We start from the raw sequence: 18,396 nt of genomic DNA on the forward strand, positions 1-18,396 counted from the left end.
GTCCAAGCGTACCCAGCGGCGACTAGCGGGGCGTCACGATGTAGGTCGCGGTCACACCGTCGTTGCCGTCCGAGAACGTCAGGACCACGCGGTAGGCGTCGCTCCGGAACATCCCGAAGGCGCTCGAGGAGTCCGCGCGCTTCGCCGACTCGGTGAACCCGGCGTCGGTGAGCTGCTGCGCCGCCGCCTGGAAGTCGTCGACGGAGCCCGCGCGGACCTGTGCGACCCAGCCGGAGCCGTTCGGGCCGGAGCCGCCGCCGAGCACGGTGCCGTCGACGAGCGGGACGTCCTCGGTCGGGAAGCCGTCCGGGACCTTGCCGTCCGAGGTCACGTTCGCGCCCTTCAGCGCGGTGTCCAGGGCGCCGTCGATGCCCCCGGCGACCGAGGCCATGCCGTCCTGGACGGCCTTGCCGTCGATGCCCTGCACGCCCTCGGCGACGCTCGACGCGACCGAGGAGCCGAGGTCGGTGGCCTGCCGCACGGCGTCGGACGAGCAGCCGGCCAGTCCGGCGAGGGCGATGCCGGCTGCGACGGCGGCGATCAGGGTGCGGGTCGGGGTGCGCATGCCCAGCACCCTAGGGGGCGAGCCGGGAGGCGCGGCGTGAGTCCCCTGGGAACGTCACGTGCGCGACGGGGTCGCGCCGCGCCTCCTGGCCGGCCCGAGCGGACCGCTCGCGTCAGGCGACGTACGCGCGCGTCGCCGCGACGAGGGCGTCGACGCCCACCGGGATCGCCGTCTCGGCCTGCGGCGCGTAGAACGGCGAGTGGTTGCTCGGGATGTCCTCGCCGCGACGGAAGAGCTCCGGGTCGGTGATGCCGGTGAACCAGTACACGAGCGGGGCGCCCGCGGCGGTGGCGAGCTGCCCGACGTCCTCGGACGCCATCGCCAACCCGATCTCGAGGTCTCGCGCGCCGGGGACCTCGGCGCGGATCGCGTCGAGCACGACCTGGGCGGCCTCGACGTCGTTCACGGTGACCTCGGCGCCGGGTGCGCGCACGATCGTCGGCTCCGGCAGTCCGCCGGCCTCGCTCTCGGCGCGGACGATGCGCTCGATCGAGGCGATGATCCGCTCACGGGTCTCCTCGTTGCGGGCACGCGTGGAGATCTCGATGACGGCCTGGTCGGGGATGATGTTCGCACGGGTGCCGGCGTGGAAGCTGCCGACGGTGACGACGCCGGCGTCGCTCGGCGAGACCTCACGCGAGACCACGGTCTGCAGGCGGACGACCGCCGAGGCCGCGGTGACGACCGGGTCGAGCGAGGCCTGCGGGGCGGAACCGTGCGCACCACGGCCGTTGAACGTGACGGTCAGCCGGTCGCTCGACGCCATCACGGGGCCGCTGCCGACGGCGACGATGCCGACCGGTGCCGGCGCCGAGTGCTGCCCGAGCACGACGTCCGGCTTCGGGAAGCGGTCGACGAGCCCGTCCTCGACCATCGCCCGGGCGCCGGAGATGACCTCTTCCGCGGGCTGGAAGACGCCGACGACCGTGCCGTGCCAGTCGCCGGTGGTCGCGGCGAGGCGTTCGAGGGTGCCGAGCAGCCACGTCACGTGGATGTCGTGGCCGCACGCGTGCATCGTCGGGACGTCGTTGCCGTCCTCGTCGGTGCCGTGGTGCTCGCTGGCGTACGGCAGGCCGGTGCGCTCCTGGACCGGCAGTCCGTCCATGTCGGCGCGGAGCCAGACGACCGGCCCGTCGCCGTTCGACAGGACACCGACGACACCGGTGCCGCCGATGCCCGTGGTGACCTCGATCCCGCCGATCGCCTCGAGCCGGTCGGCGACGATGCCCGCGGTGCGGTGCTCCTGGAAGCCGAGCTCGGGGTGTGCGTGGAGGTCCTGGTACAGCGAGAGGAGGTCGAGAGTCACGCGCACCACGCTACATCCGACGACGGCCCGGCCACCTCGGACGAGGTGACCGGGCCGTCGGACGCGAGTCGCGCCTCCTGGATGGACCGCTTACGCGTCCTGACGCTTCAGGCGGGCGTGGGCGCCCGCTCTGTTGCGACGGGCCTACGCGTCCTGACGCTTCAACCGGGCGTAGGCGCGCTGGCGAGCCTGCGCGTCGAGCTCGACCTTGCGGATGCGCACGGCGTCGGGGGTGACCTCGACGCACTCGTCCTCGCGCGCGAACTCCAGGCACTCCTCGAGGGAGAGCTGGCGCGACGGCGTCATCGACTCGAAGGAGTCGGCGTTCGCCGAACGCATGTTCGTGAGCTTCTTCTCCTTCGTGATGTTGACGTCCATGTCGTCGGCGCGCGAGTTCTCGCCGATGACCATGCCCTCGTAGACCTCTTCGGTGGGGTTGACGAAGAACGTCATCCGCTCCTGCAGGTTCGTGATGGCGAACGGCGTGACCACACCGGAGCGGTCGGACACGATCGAGCCGTTGACACGGGTCTGGATCGGGCCGGCCCACTCGGCGTAGCCGTGCGAGATCGCGTTGGCGATGCCGGTGCCGCGGGTCTCGGTGAGGAACGCGGTGCGGAAGCCGATCAGGCCACGCGACGGCACGATGAACTCCATGCGGATCCAGCCGGTGCCGTGGTTCGTCATGTTCTCCATGCGACCCTTGCGCGCGGCCATGAGCTGCGTGATCGCGCCGAGGTGCTCCTCCGGCGTGTCGATCGTCATGTGCTCGTACGGCTCCTGCAGCTTGCCGTCCTCGTCACGCTTGGTGACGACCTGCGGCTTGCCGACGGTGAGCTCGAAGCCCTCGCGACGCATCTGCTCGACGAGGATGGCCAGCGCGAGCTCGCCGCGACCCTGGACCTCCCACGCGTCGGGACGACCGATGTCGAGGACCTTGAGCGAGACGTTGCCGATGAGCTCGCGGTCGAGGCGGTCCTTCACCATGCGGGCGGTGAGCTTGTGGCCCTTGACCTTGCCGACCAGCGGCGACGTGTTCGTGCCGATCGTCATCGAGATCGCCGGGTCGTCGACCGTGATGGTCGGCAGCGGACGGACGTCCTCGGGGTCGGTCAGGGTCTCACCGATGGTGATGGTGTCGAAGCCGGCGACGGCGACGATGTCACCGGGGCCCGCGGACTCGGCCGGGTAGCGCTCGAGTGCCTTGGTGACGAGCAGCTCGGTGATGCGGGCGTTCACGACGCTGCCGTCGTGCTTGACCCACGCGACCGTCTGGCCCTTCTTCATGGTGCCGTGGAAGATGCGCAGCAGCGCGAGGCGACCGAGGAACGGCGAGGCGTCGAGGTTCGTGACGTGCGCCTGCAGGGGGTGCTCGTCGTCGTACTTCGGGGCCGGGACGTGCTGCAGGATCGCCTCGAAGAGGGGCTCGAGGTCGTCGTTGTCGGGCAGCGAGCCGTCCTCCGGCTTGTTGCGCGACGCGGCACCGGCGCGACCCGAGGCGTAGACCACCGGGACGTCGAGGATCGCGTCGAGGTCGAGGTCGTCGACCTCGTCCGACAGGTCGGAGGCGAGCCCGAGCAGGAGGTCCTGCGACTCGGACACGACCTCGTCGATGCGGGAGTCCGGGCGGTCCGTCTTGTTGACGAGCAGGATCACCGGGAGCTTCGCGGCGAGCGCCTTGCGGAGCACGAAGCGGGTCTGGGGCAGCGGGCCCTCTGATGCGTCGACGAGGAGCACGACGCCGTCGACCATGGAGAGGCCGCGCTCGACCTCGCCACCGAAGTCGGCGTGACCCGGGGTGTCGATGACGTTGATGGTGATGGGGCCGTCCGCGCCGAACTCGGTCGCGTGCTTGCCGTTGTAGAGCACCGACGTGTTCTTCGCGAGGATCGTGATGCCCTTCTCGCGCTCGAGGTCGTTCGAGTCCATCATGCGGTCTTCGCCCTCGAAGTGGGCGTCGAACGAGTTGGTCTGCGTCAGCATCGCGTCGACGAGGGTGGTCTTGCCGTGGTCGACGTGTGCCACGATGGCGACGTTGCGCAGGTCGGACCGGGTGGCGAGCGCCATACAGGACATCCTTTGGTGTTCGGAAGAAGATCGGGCGGCCGACGGTGGCACGCGCGCCGCGGTGGCACTGCCCGGAGGTGGGCAGAACGCCCGACACGCCAGTCTACCGGTAGTTCGCAACCGAGAGGAGTACCACCGATGAGCCGTCGGCGAACGTGGACCGAGATCACGATCGTGCTGCTGCTCTCGCTCGGCGGCAGCGCGCTCTACTCGGTGCTGCAGATCATCGACGACCTGTCGCAGACGACGCCGCTCGGCGAGCAGTCCACGGCGCTGAACACGTCGACCACGACCGTGCAGTACGTCGACCTCGCCCGGCAGCTCGTGGGCATCGCGGTCGACCTCGCACCGGTCGCGCTCGTCTGCTACCTGCTCTGGAGCACGACCCGTCCGCACCTCGGCCGGCTCGGCATCGACCGGTTCCGGGTGCGCCCCGACCTCGGCGGCGCGGCGCTCATCGCCCTCGGGATCGGGATCCCCGGCCTGGCGCTCTACTTCACCGGGCGGGCGCTCGGCGTCACGGTGAACGTGGACCCGGCGGCGCTCGACTCGTACTGGTGGACGATCCCGGTCCTGCTGCTCTCGGCGATCCGCTCCGGGCTGCAGGAGGAGGTCATCGTCATCGGCTACCTCTACGAGCGGCTCGGCTCCGTCGGGTGGGGGCGCTGGCAGATCATCCTGTCCACGGCCGTCCTGCGCGGCAGCTACCACCTGTACCAGGGGTTCGGCGCGTTCGTCGGCAACGCCGTGATGGGCATCGTGTTCGGGTGGATCTACACCCGGTGGGGGCGGCTCCTCCCCCTCGTCATCACGCACTGCCTGCTCGACGCGGCCGTCTTCGTCGGGTACCCGTGGGTCGCGCACGCGTTCCCGCAGCTGTTCCGCTGACGCCAGCGCCCGCGTCACCGCCCGTTCCCACAGTGAACCCACAGCGCGGCGCGGCAGCGGACGGAGGTCGCGCCCCTACCGTTGCCGCATGAGCATCCCCGAGGTCGGCGATCCCGCACCCGGATTCACCCTTCCCGGCATGATCGTGCGGGGCGGCACCCGCACCGACGACGAGTACGCGCTGTCCGCCGTGATCGGCCGGACCCTCGTGCTCGCCTTCTACCCCGGCGATGCCACCCCCGTCTGCACGGCGCAGCTCTGCAGCTACCAGGAGGAGCTCGACGACTTCGGTGACCTCGGCGCCGTCGTGTGGGGCGTCAGCCCGCAGGCGCTCGACTCGCACGAGGCGTTCGCCCGCGGGTCCTCGCTCACCTTCCCCCTGCTGAGCGACACCGCTGGCGACGTCGTCCGCGCGTACGGCGTGCAGGCGCCGGGCATCGGCCTCCGACGGTCGGTCTTCGTGATCGGACCCGACGGCGTGGTCCGCTGGCGGCACGTCGGGCTGGTCGGGCTCCGGTTCCCGAAGGCCGAGGCGATCCGGGAACAGATCGAGCTCCTCGTGGCCTGAGACGGGTGACACGGCGTGTCGGTCACCAGAAGATGCGACACCCTGGGGTATTGACACCCGAACGGGGGCCGAGGACCATTGACGCCACGAGAGGTCCACACAGGGCCTGCCTCCCCGGGGAATCGGGTCGTCCGGAGATACGCGCAGGTGTGTCACACCCGCTCCCCGGACGTCTCCGGGGAGGCATCTCGTCACCTCGTCTCGTACGCTCGTCCGGGTGACCACGATCCTCGCCCCCGGCATGCGCCTGCTCGCCGTCGTCCTGTGGGTCGCGGCCGTCGCGCTCGTCCCCCTCGCACTCCTGACCGGTGGCGCCGTCTGGCTCGCCCCCGTCCCGAGCATCTGCATCGCGTTCATCGCGTGGGCCGTCCTCTGGCGGCCGCGCTTCGAGCTCACCGACGACCACCTGCGGATCGTCGACGTCCGGCGCACCAGCACCTACTCCTGGCGGCGCATCACCGAGGTCCGCACGAAGTACGGCCTCGAGATCGTCACGAGCGAGGGCGTCCGACGCACCTGGCTCGCGACCCGCAGGTCGGCTCGGCTCGCCGCGGTGGTCGACGGTCGTCCAGGAGGCGCGACCCACCTCGACGTCGACGCTGCGGCCGAGCGGATCCGCGGCTTCGTCCCGGCGCCACCCGAGGCGGACGGCCCGCCTCCGGCGACCGTGACGGCTGCGCCGATCACGCACCGTGTGCACGGGTGGACGATCCTCGCGATCGTGGTCCTCACCTTCGTCGCGACCCTGGCGGCCGCGCAGCTCTGAGCGCCGCGATCCGACGTCCTGTCCCTGGACGAAGAACGACATCCCCGACGTCGTGCGACGTCGGGGATGTCGTTTCCGGCTGGAGTGCGGCGGACTACTTCTTGTAGCCCACGTCCTGCCACTTCACGGAGGACTGCTGGAACTGCGCGGGACCGTAGTTCACCAGGTCCTTGCGCACGCCCCAGGCGTAGGGCTCCGGGAACAGCGGGATGGTGCCGGCGACCTTGACGATCTTCTTGTCGATCGCGTCCGCGTCCTCGATGCGCTTGTCGGCGTCGAGCTCCGCGTTGGCCTTGTCCCAGGCGGCACCGAGCGAGTCGTCCGTCACGCCGGTGTAGTTCTGACCGGCGTCGGCCGGGTAGTAGATCGACTTCAGCGACGACACCGGGAACGGCGTGCCCTGCCAGGCGAAGTACGTGGCGTCGAAGTCACGGCCGTCGGTGGTGACGTACTTCGTGAAGAAGTCGTCGGTCGGGACGGTGTCGATGGTCACCTTGAAGCCGGCGAGCTTGGTCTGCTGCTGCACGAGCTGCGCGACGTTCGCCGAGTTCTGGTTGTCCGACGGGATGACGAAGCGGACGTCGAGCGTCTTGCCGCCCTTGGTCGCGTAGCCGTCCGAGCCGATCGTGTAGCCGGCGTCCTCGAGCTTCTTCTTCGCCTTGTCCGTGCTGTAGCCGTAGACCGACGAGACGTTGTCCTGGTAGCCCTTCTGGCCGGGCAGGTACACGAGGTTGTTGAGCACCTGGACCGGGCTCTTCACCGGCGAGAGGATCGCCTGCGCGACGACCTGGCGGTTGATCGCCTGGGCGAAGGCCTGACGGACCTCCTGGTCCTTGAACACGTCGGACGTGCCGTTCAGGGTGATCTGACGCTGGGTCGTGCCGAGCGAGCGCTCGATCTTCGAGTCCGAGCGGCTGTTCGCGGTCTTGAAGTTGTCCGCGGAACCGTTCAGGTTGAACGCGTCGAACTCCTTGTTCGCGTACGCCTGGGCGACACCGTCACGGGACACGGTCTTGAAGACGATCGTGTCGAGCTTCGGCGCGTCACCCCACCACTTGGAGTTCTTCTCGAAGGTCACGACGCCGCCGTTGGCGTCGAAGGACTTGAGGATGTACGGGCCGGCGGAGACGTACGTCTTGCCGTCGGCGGCGTAGGGACCCTTCGCCCACGAGTTGTTGAAGTGGTCGGGGGTGTCGACGGCCCAGTAGGGGTAGATCGCGCTGAAGACGCTCGGCCAGTCGGCGTTGGTCTTCGAGAACGTGACGATGACGTCGCGCTCGTCGGACCCCTGCTTGACGGAGTCGACGTCCTCCCAGACGTTGGTGGCGAGCGGGGCGAAGGCCTTGTTCGTGCCGTTCAGCGCCTTCCAGTTCGCCTCGACGTCCTTCTCGGTGATCGGGGTGCCGTCGGACCAGACCGCCTTGGGGTTGATCTTGATCTCGACGGTCTGGGGCGAGTCCTTCGTCAGCTCGATCGAGTCGACGTAGTCCTTGTTCGCCTCCCACTCACCGTTGGCCTTGAACTGGATGAACCCCGGCAGGTAGGTGCCCGCGATCGTGTTGTCGTCGACCGTCCCGGAGTCGAGGTTCGACAGCTGCCAGTTCGCCGGAGCCGAGTCGATCGGCAGGGTGAGCGAGCCGCCGTCCTTGATCGTGTCGCGGTCGGCGACCGTCCAGCCCGTCGACTTCAGCGACGACGTGGCGACGGCCGAGCTGCTCTGTCCGGCGGATCCGCCGCCGGAGCAGCCCGCGAGCACGAGTGCCGCGGCGGCTGCTGTGGCGAGCACGGCCGTCGTCTTGATCCTCATTCGCATGGCGAGGATTCCCTTTCGTTGTGGTTCGCGCCGGAGCGCCGGGACGCGACAGCCCCCGCCGCCACGCCTGTTGGTTGAGAACCCTAGTCACATCCGAAGGTCGCACAAGGCCTGCTGTACCGAATCGAAACATGGTCGTAACGAATGTTGCATAGCGTCAACAGTGATCACCCACCCCGGCTCGGAAGCGGCTAACCTGTCGCCACCGAACAACGCCGTCCGGACGGACGGCCGCACCCCCCTGAGGTCCCAGTACATGCTTGCTTTCCTCGCGAAGCGGATCGTCAACTACGTGATCCTGACGATCGTCGCGACGACGCTCGGCTACCTGCTCGCCAGCGCGACGCTCAACCCGACGGCCAGGTACCTCGGCAAGAACCCGCCGGTGCCGCAGAGCTCGATCGACGCCGCGCTCCAGAAACTCGGCGCCGATCCGAACACCCCGCTGCTGGTCCGGACGTGGAACTGGTGGGTGAACCTCGTCACGCACGGCTCGCTCGGCATCAGCGCCCGCGGCACCGAGGTCACCGCCGACATCGTCGCCCGGTCCGGCACGAGCCTCCGGCTGCTCGTGATCGGCACGCTGCTCGGCGCGATCCTCGGCGTCCTGCTCGGCGTCTGGAACGCGGTGCGGCAGTACAAGACGTCCGACCAGGTCTCGACCTACGCGTCCTTCGCGGTGCTCGCGACCCCGCCGTTCGTCATCGCGGTGGTCCTGATGATCCTGGCGACCAACCTCAACAACGTGGTCGGCACGCAGGTGATCAGCTTCACCGGCGAGTACACCCCGGGCGTCAGCGGGTTCTTCCCGGTGCTCGGCGACCGGCTGGTCCACCTCTTGTTACCGACGATCTCGCTGACGGTGGGCGCCGTCGCGTCGTACTCCCGGTACCAGCGCTCGGCGATGCTCGACGTCCTGTCGAACGACTTCATCCGGACGGCACGCTCGAAGGGCCGGACGCGTGGATCGGCCATCATGCGGCACGGCGTCCGCGTCGCGCTCATCCCGATGTCGACGTTCTTCGCCTACTCCTTCGGCCTCATCCTGACGGGTGCGAGCATCACCGAACTCGTCTTCAGCTGGCACGGCATGGGCGAGTACTTCGTCCAGAGCATCAGCAACAACGACATCAACGCGGCAGCGGGCACGATCCTCTTCACGGCGATCCTCGTGCTCATCGCAGGCACCCTCGCGGACCTGCTCTACGCCGCGCTCGACCCGCGAGTGAGGGTGTGACCCGTGTCTGTTCTCGACCCCACGACCACGAACACCGCCGGCGACCCCGGTGACGGCGGCGCCGGCACCCCGGCGCACGTCGTCGAGGTGAAGGGTGGCCGCACCCCGCTCTGGCGCAAGGTGCTCGGCACCTGGCGCGCCCGCATCGGCGGCGGCGCGCTGCTGCTCATCCTGCTCTGGGCCTTCGTCGGCCCGTACCTGTACCACTGGAACGCCGTCGACTCCGACGGCCTGGCGTTCGGCATGCCGCCGAGCGCGTCCCACTGGTTCGGCACGAACGACATCGGGCAGGACATCTACGCGCAGACGCTCGTCGGCCTGCAGAAGTCGCTGCTCATCGGCCTCATCGCCGGTCCCGCCGCCACCCTCATCGCCGGCATCGTCGGCGCCGTGGCCGGGTACTTCGGCGGGTTCGTGGACCGGGCGCTCGTCTGGGGCATCGACCTGCTGCTGGTCATCCCGTCCTTCTACGCGCTGGTCCTCCTCAGCCCGCTGTTCAAGAACCTCAGCTGGCTCGCGCTCATCGTCGGGCTGGCGATCTTCGGATGGATGATCATGGCGCGCGTGATCCGCGGGCAGACGATGTCGCTGCGAGAGCGCGACTACGTCAAGGCCGCGCGGTTCATGGGTGTGCCGTCGTTCACGATCATCCGGCGGCACATCCTGCCGAACGTGGCCTCGCTGCTGATCATCGACGCCACGCTCGGGGTCGGCGCGATGATCCTGTCCGAGAGTGCCCTGAGCTTCTTCGGCTTCGGCATCCAGGTGCCGGACGTGTCGCTCGGCACGCTGCTCGCCGCCGGTAGCCAGTCCGCGGTCACCCGACCGTGGCTGTTCGTCCTGCCGGCTGCGACGCTCGTCGCCACGGTCCTCTCCACCAGCCTGCTCGGCGACGCCCTGCGCGACGCCATCGACCCTACCTCGGGAGCCAACCGTGACTGAGCCCCTGCTCTCCGTCTCCGACCTGACCGTCACGTTCAACCCGGGCTCGAAGCCCGTGTACGCCGTCCGCGGTGTGGACTACTCCGTCAACCAGGGCGAGTTCCTCGGCATCGTCGGCGAGTCCGGGTCCGGCAAGTCGGTGTCCTCGATGGCCGTCATGGGCCTGCTGCCGTCGTCGGCCAAGGTCGAGGGCAGCATCCGGTTCGACGGCCGCGAGCTGCTCGGCCTGAACGACCGCGAGATGTCGAAGCTCCGCGGGCGCGACATCGCCATGGTCTTCCAGGACCCGCTCTCCGCCCTGACGCCCGTGTACACGATCGGGCAGCAGATCGTCGAGGGACTGCGGCTGCACGACCGGAGCCTCACCCCGCACGCCGCGCGGACCCGCGCCGAGGAACTGCTGCGTGTCGTGGGCATCCCGAACCCCTCCAGGCGACTCGACGCCTTCCCGCACGAGTTCTCCGGCGGCATGCGTCAGCGCGCGATGATCGCCATCGCCATCGCGAACGACCCGAAGCTGATCATCGCCGACGAGCCGACGACCGCGCTCGACGTGACGATCCAGGCGCAGATCCTCGACGTCCTGCAGACCGCGAAGGAGATGACCGGCGCCGCGGTGGTCCTCATCACGCACGACCTCGGTGTCGTCGCCGGCAACGCCGACCGCGTCGCCGTGATGTACGCGGGCCGGATCGTCGAGACCGCTCCGGTCGAACCGCTCTTCCGCGAGCCGGTCATGCCGTACACGATCGGGCTGCTCCGCTCGATGCCGAACATGACGTCGGCGCGCTCGGAGCGCCTCGTCCCGCTCGAGGGCCGCCCGCCGCTCCTCACCCAGAAGCCGACCGGGTGCCCGTTCGCCGACCGCTGCCCGGCCGTGCTCGACGCCTGCCGCGAGGGCGAGCCCGCCCTGATCGCCCCCACGGTCCCGCCGAGTGCCGACAACCCGGTGCTGACCGGCGCGACGCCCACGATCTCGAACGGCGCCTTCGACGACGAGCACACCGCCGCGTGCATCCGCCGCGACGAGATCGCCGCCGGGACGCTCGCTCGCTCCGAGATCTTCCCGCGTCCGGAGGACGTGCCCGAAGCCGAGATCGACCACGGCGACGACGTGGTGCTGCAGCTCGACGACGTCGTGAAGACGTTCCCGCTGACCAAGGGTGCGCTGTTCCGTCGGCGCATCGGCGAGGTGCACGCGGTCGACGGCATCTCCCTCACCCTGAAGCGCGGGCAGGTCCTCGGCCTCGTCGGCGAGTCCGGCTGCGGCAAGACGACCACGATCATGGAGATCCTCGAGCTCGCCGGCGCCCAGCAGGGCACCATCAGGGTGAACGGTGTCGACACCGGCTCGCTGTCGAAGGCCGACCGCCGTGCGCTCCGCAGCGACATCCAGGTCGTCTTCCAGGACCCGATGGCCTCCATCGACCCCCGGCTCGACATCGGTTCCGTGATCGGCGAACCGCTCACCGTGCAGGGTGTGCCGAAGGACGAGATCCGTCGGCGGGTGCGCGACTCCCTCGAGCTGGTCGGCCTCGAGCCGAGCTACATCGACCGGTACCCGCACGAGTTCTCCGGCGGGCAGCGCCAGCGCATCGGGATCGCCCGCGCGCTCATCGTCGAGCCGAAGATCCTCGTGCTCGACGAACCGGTCTCCGCGCTGGACGTCTCGGTGCAGGCCGGCGTCATCAACCTGCTCGAGGACCTCAAGCACCGGCTCGGCCTGTCCTACCTGTTCGTCGCGCACGACCTGTCCGTGGTCCGGCACATCGCCGACGACGTGGCCGTGATGTACCTCGGCCGGATCGTCGAGTACGGCGACGGTGACCGGGTGTTCGACGACCCGCAGCACCCCTACACGCGGGCGCTCCTGTCCGCCGTCCCGGTGCCCGACCCGTTCGCCGAGGCCGCCCGCGGACGCATCCTGCTCGACGGCGACCTCCCGTCGCCGACCGAACGGATCGAGGGGTGTCGCTTCCGGACCCGCTGCCCGCTGTACCAGCTCCTTGACGAGGGCCGGCAGCAGCAGTGCCGTTCGGTCGACCCGCGGCTGCAGGACGTGCACGGCCGCGGTGTCGCGTGCATCCAGACCGACCAGAACCCGCTCCTCACCGAGCGGGTGGAGGCCGTCGCGTAGGCGGTTCCGCGAGACGGACTGGAGGCGCGGTGCCAGCTGGCACCGCGCCTCCAGTCCGTTGCGGGTCGCGTCGCGGACGCGACGTCAGACGAGCAGGGCGACGACGCAGAGGACGACGATCACCGCTCCCGCGACGAGCGCGGGCCGGTCCCATCCGCGGACCACGGGTCCGTCGGCGGCCGTACCGTGTCGTTCCGACCACCGGTCGCGCACTGCGACGAACTCGTCCGGCTGCCGCAGCACCCGGGGTTCGCCGCGGCGGGTCGGCTTCGGCCGCGGCAGCGACGGGCCGCCCCAGCAGGTCAACCGCCGGCCGTCGGCGAGGTCGAGCACGATCTGCCAGCGCATCCGGACGTCCTCGACGGCGCCCCACGGCACCGTCGTCCGGCGGAGCGGGTTCACGACCGTGACGGCGTCGTCGGCGATCCGCACGTGCGGGCGGAAGGTGAGCACCCAGAGCACCCAGACGAGGGCGGCGAGGGGACCGACCGCGTGCAGGACGACGTCCCAGCTGCCGCGGACCGCCGCGTCGCCGAGCATGAAGAGGGCCAGCACGGCGACGAGGCCGGACGCGACCGCGCCCCCGCGACCTGCGCGGAGGACGACGGTGCGTCCGGCCTCGTTGGTGTCCAGCGGGATCAGCGTCCGAACTCGAACCCGGCGCCGGGGATGGCGTCGAGCAGGTCCTTCGTGTACTGCTCACGCGGGTCGGCGAAGACCTCGTCGGTCGTCGCCTTCTCGACGATCTGGCCCTTGCGCATGACGCAGACGTTGTCCGCGACGAGGCGCACCACGGCGAGGTCGTGCGTGATGAACAGGTAGGTCAGGCCCAGCTCGGACTGCAGCTCGGTGAGCAGGTCGAGGATCTGGCCCTGCACGAGCACGTCGAGGGCCGAGACCGCCTCGTCGAGCACGATGACCTCGGGCTTGAGCGCGAGCGCGCGGGCCACGGCGATGCGCTGCCGCTGCCCGCCCGAGAGCTCGTTCGGGTAGCGGTTCACCATCGACTTCGGCAGCGCGACCTGGTCGAGCAGCTCGAGCACGCGCGCACGGCGCGAGTCCTTGTCCCCGACCTTGTGCGTCTTCAGCGGCTCGGCGATCGTGTTCCCGACGTTGTACATCGGGTCCAGCGAGCCGTACGGGTCCTGGAAGACCGGCTGCACGCGGCGGCGGAAGTCGAAGAGGTCCTTGCCCTTCAGCGCGCCGATGTCGATCCCGTCGAACTGCACCGTGCCGCTCGTGATGTCCTCGAGCTGCAGGACGAGCTTCGCGACGGTCGACTTGCCCGAACCGGACTCGCCGACGAGCGCCGTGGTCGTGCCCTTCGGGATCGAGAACGACACGTCGTCGACGGCCTTCAGCTCGCGGGTGGCGAGGTTCTTGCCGCGCAGCTTGTAGACCTTCTCGAGGTTCTTCACCACGATGAGGTCCTCCGCCGGCTGGTGCTCACGCTGCTGGGCACGGGCGAGGAGCTCGGCGTCGTCGCTGCCGACGTCCGCGATGTCGACCCGCTGGTGCTGCACCTTCGACTGGATGCGGCGGCTCGCGAGCGACGGCGCGGCGGCCACGAGGCGCTGCGTGTACGGGTGCCGCGGGTTTGCCAAGATCTCCTTCGAGGGGCCGGCCTCGACGACCTGGCCCTTGTACATCACGACGAGCTTCTCGGCCCGCTCGGCGGCGAGGCCGAGGTCGTGCGTGATGAACAGCACCGAGGTGCCGAAGTCGCGGGTCAGTGTCTCGAGGTGGTCGAGGATGACCCGCTGGACGGTGACGTCGAGCGCACTCGTCGGCTCGTCGGCGATGAGCAGCTTGGGGCGACTCGACAGACCGATGCCGATGAGCACGCGCTGCCGCATGCCGCCGGAGAACTCGTGCGGGAACTGCTTGAGGCGCGTCGACGCGTCGCCGAGGCCGGCCTCCTGCAGGACCTCGATCGCGCGGGCGCGGATCGCGTGCTTGCCGGTCGCGATCCCGTTCGCCTTGATGGCCTCTTCCACCTGGAAGCCGATCGACCAGAGCGGGTTGAGGTTCGACATCGGGTCCTGGGGGACGTAGCCGATCTCCTTCCCGCGGATCTCCGACATCTCCTTGTCGCTCAGCCCGACGAGCTCGCGCCCGTTGAACTTGATCGACCCGCCGGTGACCTGGCCGGTGCCGGGCAGGAGCTTGATGATCGACTGCGCGCTGGTCGACTTGCCGGACCCGGACTCGCCGACGATCGCGAGGCGTTCGCCCTGCTCGAGGGTGAAGCTCGCGCCGCGGACCGCCTGGACGAAGCCGTTCTGGGTCTTGAAGCCGACCTCGAGGTCGGTGATCTCGAGCAGGGGCGCGCCGGTGCCACCGGTACGGCTGGCGTTCGGCTGGGTCAGAGTCTCGCTCATCGGCGGGCCCTCGCCTTCGGGTCGAGTGCGTCGCGGACCACGTCACCGAGGAGGAGGAACGAGAGCACGGTGATGGACAGTGCGGCCGACGGCCAGAAGATCGTCGAGGGCGCGGTGCGGATCGACGCCTGCGCGTTGCCGATGTCCTGGCCCCAGCTGAGCGCCGAGTCGGGCAGGCCGATGCCGAGGAAGGACAGCGTCGCCTCGGCCACGATGAACGTGCCGAGCGACACGGTCGCGACGACGATGACCGGCGCGAGCGAGTTCGGCACCACGTGCCGGACCAGCGTCGTGAAGCGGCTCACGCCGAGCGCCGCCGAGGCGGTGACGTAGTCGGACTGCTTCGCGCTGAGCACCGCGCCGCGCATGATGCGGGCGATCTGCGGCCAGGCGAACACGGCCAGGACGAGCGACACCGTCAGGGCGTTCCGCGCCGGGAGCACCGACATGATCACGATCGCGCCGAGCACGGTCGGGATCGAGAAGAAGATGTCACCGATGCGGGACACGATCGTGTCGAGCCAGCCGCCGAAGAAGCCGGCGAGTGCGCCGATCACGATGCCGACGACCGACACCAGGACCGTCGCCACGATGCCGACGATGAGCGAGTTGCGCGTGCCCCAGATGGTGCGGGCGTACACGTCGTTGCCCTGGCGGTTGAAGCCGAGGATGTGGCCGGGCTCGGACCCCTCGTTGCTCTTCGCCAGGTTCGCCGCGCGCGGGTCGACATGGGCGAAGAGGCCCGGGAAGAGCGCCACGAGGATGATCAGCAGGATGAGGACGGACGACACCCAGAACATCGGGCGGACCCGCATCGCGTCCCACGCGTCACTCCAGGTCGAACGGGTCTTCTCGTCCTCGTTGACCTGGTCGACCGCCTGGAGCGGGGTCTCCTCGATCGGGGCGACGTAGTGGGTCGCCGAGCGGGGTTCGGTGTTACTTGGCATAGCGGATCCTCGGGTCCAGGACGGCGTAGAGCAGGTCGACCAGGAGGTTGGCGAGCATGAAGATGATGACCATCACGGCGACGAACGACACGACGGTCGGGCCCTCACCGAGCTTGACGGCCTGGAACACCGTGCCACCCACACCGTGGATGTTGAAGATGCCCTCGGTGACGACCGCGCCGACCATCAGGTTGCCGATGTCGACACCCAGGTAGGTCACCACGGGGATGAGCGAGTTGCGGAAGATGTGCACGCCCACGACCCGGCGTCGCGCCAGCCCCTTGGCCGTCGCGGTCCGCACGAAGTCGGCCGACATGTTCTCGGCGACGCTCGCACGGGTCAGGCGGACGATGTACGCGAACGACACCGTCGCCAGCACGATCGCCGGCAGCACGAGCTCGGACCACGGCGCCTGGCTCGACACCGTCACCCGGAACAGCCCGAGGTTGATGCCGAAGACGTACTGCAGCAGGAAGCCGACGACGAACGTCGGGACCGAGATGAGCAGGAGGCTGACGACCAGGGCGGTCGCGTCGAAGAGCTTGCCCTTGCGGAGGCCGGCGATGACACCGACGACGATGCCGGCGATCGACTCGAAGAGCAGGGACAGGATCGCCAGACGTGCCGTGATCGGGAACGCCTGCGCGAGCTGCGAGCTGACCGGCAGACCCGAGTAGGTCAGACCGAGGTCGCCGCGGAACACGCCGCCGATCCAGAGGAGGTACTGGATGATGAACGGCTTGTCGAGGTTGTACTGCTGACGCAGCTGCTCGATGACCTGCGGGGACGGCTGACGATCGCCGAACAGGGCGGCGATCGGGTCACCCGGCAGGGAGAACACCATGAAGTAGATGAGGAACGTGGCCCCGAAGAACACGGGGATGAGTTGCAGGAGGCGCTTGCCGAGGTACCAGGCCATCAGATCCCTGCCTGGTTCGGGACGCGCATGTCGTTCAGGTTCATTTCGTGAGGGGTGGACGGTCCGCGGGTCGGCACGGGTGTCCGGTGCGGGCGGCGGCGCCCGCGGTGGTGGGGGAAGGTGTTGCCGCCGTGGTACGGGGGTTCGGGAGCCTGGTGGGCCCCCGAACCCCCGTCCGGTGGTCGCGGAGCAGGATACCCGTCCGCGATGTGTCTCACGAGGAGACTGGTGTTACTTCTTGACCTCGACGTCGTAGTACAGCGGCACCGAGTTCCAGCCGAACTTCACGTTCGACACGTTGTCCGCGTTCCAGACGCCGGTGACGTTGGAGTACCACAGCGGGATCTCCGGGAGGTCCTTGAACAGGAGCTCCTGCGCCTGGTCGAAGTACTTGTTGCCCTCTTCGACGGTCGCGGCCGAGCGGCCCTTCGCAAGGAGCTCGTTGTACTCGGACGAGTCGTAGCGCGAGTAGTTGCTCGACGAACCGTCACCCATGGTCGGGCCGAGGAAGTTGTACAGCGACGGGTAGTCCGCCTGCCAACCGGTGCGGCTGCCGCCCGTGAGCTTGTTGTCCGTCTGGACCGCGAGCGCCTCGGCGAAGGTCGGGTACGCCTTGCCCTCGGCCTTGATGCCGAGCGTGCTCGAGATCGAGTTGGTCACCGCGGTGACCCACGCCTGGTGGCCGCCGTCGGCGTTGTACGCGATGGTGAGGGTGTCGTTGTACTTCGAGATCTTGTCGGCCTCGGCCCACAGCTCCTTGGCCTTCGACTTGTCGTAGGTCAGGACGTCGGAACCGTCGAGGTCGTCGTTCCAGCCGGCGATCACCGGGGAGGTGAAGTCCTTGGCCGGGGTGCGGGTGCCTTCGAAGATCTTGTCGGTGATCTGCTTGCGGTTGATCGACAGCGAGATCGCCTCGCGACGGAGCTTGCCCTCTTCACCCTTCCAGTGGTCGAGGTAGTAGGGCAGGTAGATCGCCTGGAAGATCGCGGCGGCCTGGTTCACGTTCGAGTCCGGGAAGTCGGACTTGTAGGTCGCGAAGGCGCTGTCCGGCACGGCGTCGAGGACGTCGAGGTTGCCGCCCTGGGCGTCGGAGTACGCGGTGTCCTGCGAGGTGTAGAACGTGACCGTCAGGCCGCCGTTCTTCGGCTTGCGCTTGCCGACGTAGTCCTTGTTGGTGACCAGCTTGATCGACTGGTTGTGCGTCCACGCACCCTTGCCGTCGAGCTTGTACGGGCCGTTGCCGATCGGGTCCTCACCGAAGGCCTTGGTGTCCTTGTAGAACGCCGAGGGCAGCGGCACGAACGCCGAGTAGCCGAGCGACAGCGGGAAGTCCGACTGCGCCGACTTGAGGGTGACGGTGAACTCGTCGTCGCTCTTGACCTTGAGGCCGGTGAGCTCCGAGTCCTTCGTCGCGTCGTAGCCCTCGATGTTCTCGAAGAAGTAGCTCGCGCCCTGCTTGTTCGAGAACTGCGCCGCCCAGTTCCACGCCTTCGTGAACGACTCGGCCGTGACCTTCTCGCCGTTCGTGAAGGTGTAGTTCGTGTTCAGCTTGATGTCGAACGTCTTCGAGTCATCGGTGTCGATGCTCTTCGCGACCTCGTTGACCGGCTTGCCCTTGGCGTCGTACGACACCAGGCCTTCGAAGACCGAGTCGATGATCTTGCCGCCGCCGACCTCGGTGGTGTTCGAGGGGATGAGCGGGTTCTGGGGCTCGTTGCCGTTGGTGGTGACGATGCCGGACGCGTTCGTCGAGCCCGACTTGTCACCGCCGCTGCTGCTGTTGCTGGAGCAGCCGGCCAGGGCGATTGCTGTGGCCCCGAGCACGGCGAGGGCTGCGAGCCCAGCGCGCTTCTTGATCAA

The 18,396-nt window shown here is 68.9% G+C and carries 15 protein-coding genes; 6 read left to right on the top strand and 9 right to left on the bottom strand.

Annotated elements, in window-relative coordinates:
• Positions 1-22: 22 nt before the first annotated feature.
• The 3 genes from ACIQUC_RS06240 to typA all read right to left on the bottom strand — a co-directional run bounded on the left by ACIQUC_RS06240 (position 23) and on the right by typA (position 3,938).
• Positions 23-565 carry a hypothetical protein gene (locus ACIQUC_RS06240; RefSeq protein ID WP_022908290.1) on the bottom strand — a complete coding sequence of 181 codons (543 nt, stop codon included), beginning with the start codon at positions 563-565 and terminating at the stop codon, positions 23-25.
• A gap of 112 nt (positions 566-677) precedes the next feature.
• A complete protein-coding gene (locus ACIQUC_RS06245; protein ID WP_402264512.1) occupies positions 678-1,871 on the bottom strand; it encodes an amidohydrolase in 1,194 nt (397 codons plus the stop codon).
• A gap of 144 nt (positions 1,872-2,015) precedes the next feature.
• Positions 2,016-3,938 (bottom strand): translational GTPase TypA, encoded by a 1,923-nt coding sequence (gene typA / locus ACIQUC_RS06250; RefSeq protein ID WP_402264515.1) that lies wholly within the window; start codon positions 3,936-3,938, stop codon positions 2,016-2,018.
• Between the two features lie 138 nt (positions 3,939-4,076).
• Here typA and ACIQUC_RS06255 point away from each other — a divergent pair, with 138 nt between their 5' ends.
• From ACIQUC_RS06255 to ACIQUC_RS06265, 3 genes are all read left to right on the top strand, one after another.
• Positions 4,077-4,826, top strand: a complete 750-nt coding sequence (locus ACIQUC_RS06255; protein WP_402264518.1) for a CPBP family intramembrane glutamic endopeptidase — start codon at positions 4,077-4,079, stop codon at positions 4,824-4,826.
• A gap of 88 nt (positions 4,827-4,914) precedes the next feature.
• Positions 4,915-5,394 (top strand): peroxiredoxin, encoded by a 480-nt coding sequence (locus tag ACIQUC_RS06260; protein WP_402264521.1) that lies wholly within the window; start codon positions 4,915-4,917, stop codon positions 5,392-5,394.
• A gap of 217 nt (positions 5,395-5,611) precedes the next feature.
• On the top strand, positions 5,612-6,160 hold the full coding sequence (locus tag ACIQUC_RS06265; RefSeq protein WP_402264524.1) for a hypothetical protein: 549 nt from the start codon (positions 5,612-5,614) through the stop codon (positions 6,158-6,160).
• Positions 6,161-6,254: 94 nt separating this feature from the next.
• On the opposite strand, the gene ACIQUC_RS06270 is transcribed toward ACIQUC_RS06265, so the two are convergent.
• Positions 6,255-7,967 carry an ABC transporter family substrate-binding protein gene (locus ACIQUC_RS06270; protein WP_022906080.1) on the bottom strand — a complete coding sequence of 571 codons (1,713 nt, stop codon included), beginning with the start codon at positions 7,965-7,967 and terminating at the stop codon, positions 6,255-6,257.
• A gap of 262 nt (positions 7,968-8,229) precedes the next feature.
• On the opposite strand from ACIQUC_RS06270, the gene ACIQUC_RS06275 reads away from it, so the two are divergent.
• Genes ACIQUC_RS06275 through ACIQUC_RS06285 form a run of 3 tightly spaced genes read left to right on the top strand, consistent with a single transcriptional unit; the run spans position 8,230 to position 12,289 of the window.
• Complete coding sequence (locus ACIQUC_RS06275) at positions 8,230-9,210, top strand: ABC transporter permease (RefSeq protein ID WP_402264527.1); 981 nt, start codon at positions 8,230-8,232, stop codon at positions 9,208-9,210.
• 3 nt (positions 9,211-9,213) lie between these two features.
• The gene (locus tag ACIQUC_RS06280) at positions 9,214-10,152 is read left to right on the top strand and encodes an ABC transporter permease (protein ID WP_022906078.1); all 939 of its coding nucleotides are present in this window, start codon (positions 9,214-9,216) and stop codon (positions 10,150-10,152) included.
• Positions 10,145-12,289 (top strand): dipeptide ABC transporter ATP-binding protein, encoded by a 2,145-nt coding sequence (locus ACIQUC_RS06285; RefSeq protein WP_402264530.1) that lies wholly within the window; start codon positions 10,145-10,147, stop codon positions 12,287-12,289. The genes ACIQUC_RS06280 and ACIQUC_RS06285 overlap by 8 nt, the downstream gene beginning before the upstream one ends.
• An 84-nt stretch (positions 12,290-12,373) precedes the next feature.
• Here ACIQUC_RS06285 and ACIQUC_RS06290 read toward each other — a convergent pair whose 3' ends face one another.
• The 5 genes from ACIQUC_RS06290 to ACIQUC_RS06310 all read right to left on the bottom strand — a co-directional run bounded on the left by ACIQUC_RS06290 (position 12,374) and on the right by ACIQUC_RS06310 (position 18,396).
• Positions 12,374-12,844: a PH domain-containing protein gene (locus ACIQUC_RS06290; RefSeq protein WP_022906076.1), complete on the bottom strand. Its 471-nt coding sequence runs from the start codon at positions 12,842-12,844 to the stop codon at positions 12,374-12,376.
• Between the two features lie 83 nt (positions 12,845-12,927).
• The gene (locus ACIQUC_RS06295; protein ID WP_402264534.1) at positions 12,928-14,670 is read right to left on the bottom strand and encodes a dipeptide ABC transporter ATP-binding protein; all 1,743 of its coding nucleotides are present in this window, start codon (positions 14,668-14,670) and stop codon (positions 12,928-12,930) included.
• Positions 14,667-15,617 (bottom strand): ABC transporter permease, encoded by a 951-nt coding sequence (locus ACIQUC_RS06300; RefSeq protein ID WP_022906074.1) that lies wholly within the window; start codon positions 15,615-15,617, stop codon positions 14,667-14,669. The genes ACIQUC_RS06295 and ACIQUC_RS06300 overlap by 4 nt, the downstream gene beginning before the upstream one ends.
• Positions 15,607-16,536, bottom strand: a complete 930-nt coding sequence (locus tag ACIQUC_RS06305; protein ID WP_022906073.1) for an ABC transporter permease — start codon at positions 16,534-16,536, stop codon at positions 15,607-15,609. The genes ACIQUC_RS06300 and ACIQUC_RS06305 overlap by 11 nt, the downstream gene beginning before the upstream one ends.
• Before the next feature lie 231 nt (positions 16,537-16,767).
• Positions 16,768-18,396, bottom strand: coding sequence for an ABC transporter substrate-binding protein (locus ACIQUC_RS06310; RefSeq protein ID WP_402264538.1), 1,629 nt, complete (start codon positions 18,394-18,396; stop codon positions 16,768-16,770).

The organism is Curtobacterium sp. NPDC098951, assembly GCF_044759965.1.
In the GTDB taxonomy this organism is placed as follows: Bacteria; Actinomycetota; Actinomycetes; order Actinomycetales; family Microbacteriaceae; genus Curtobacterium.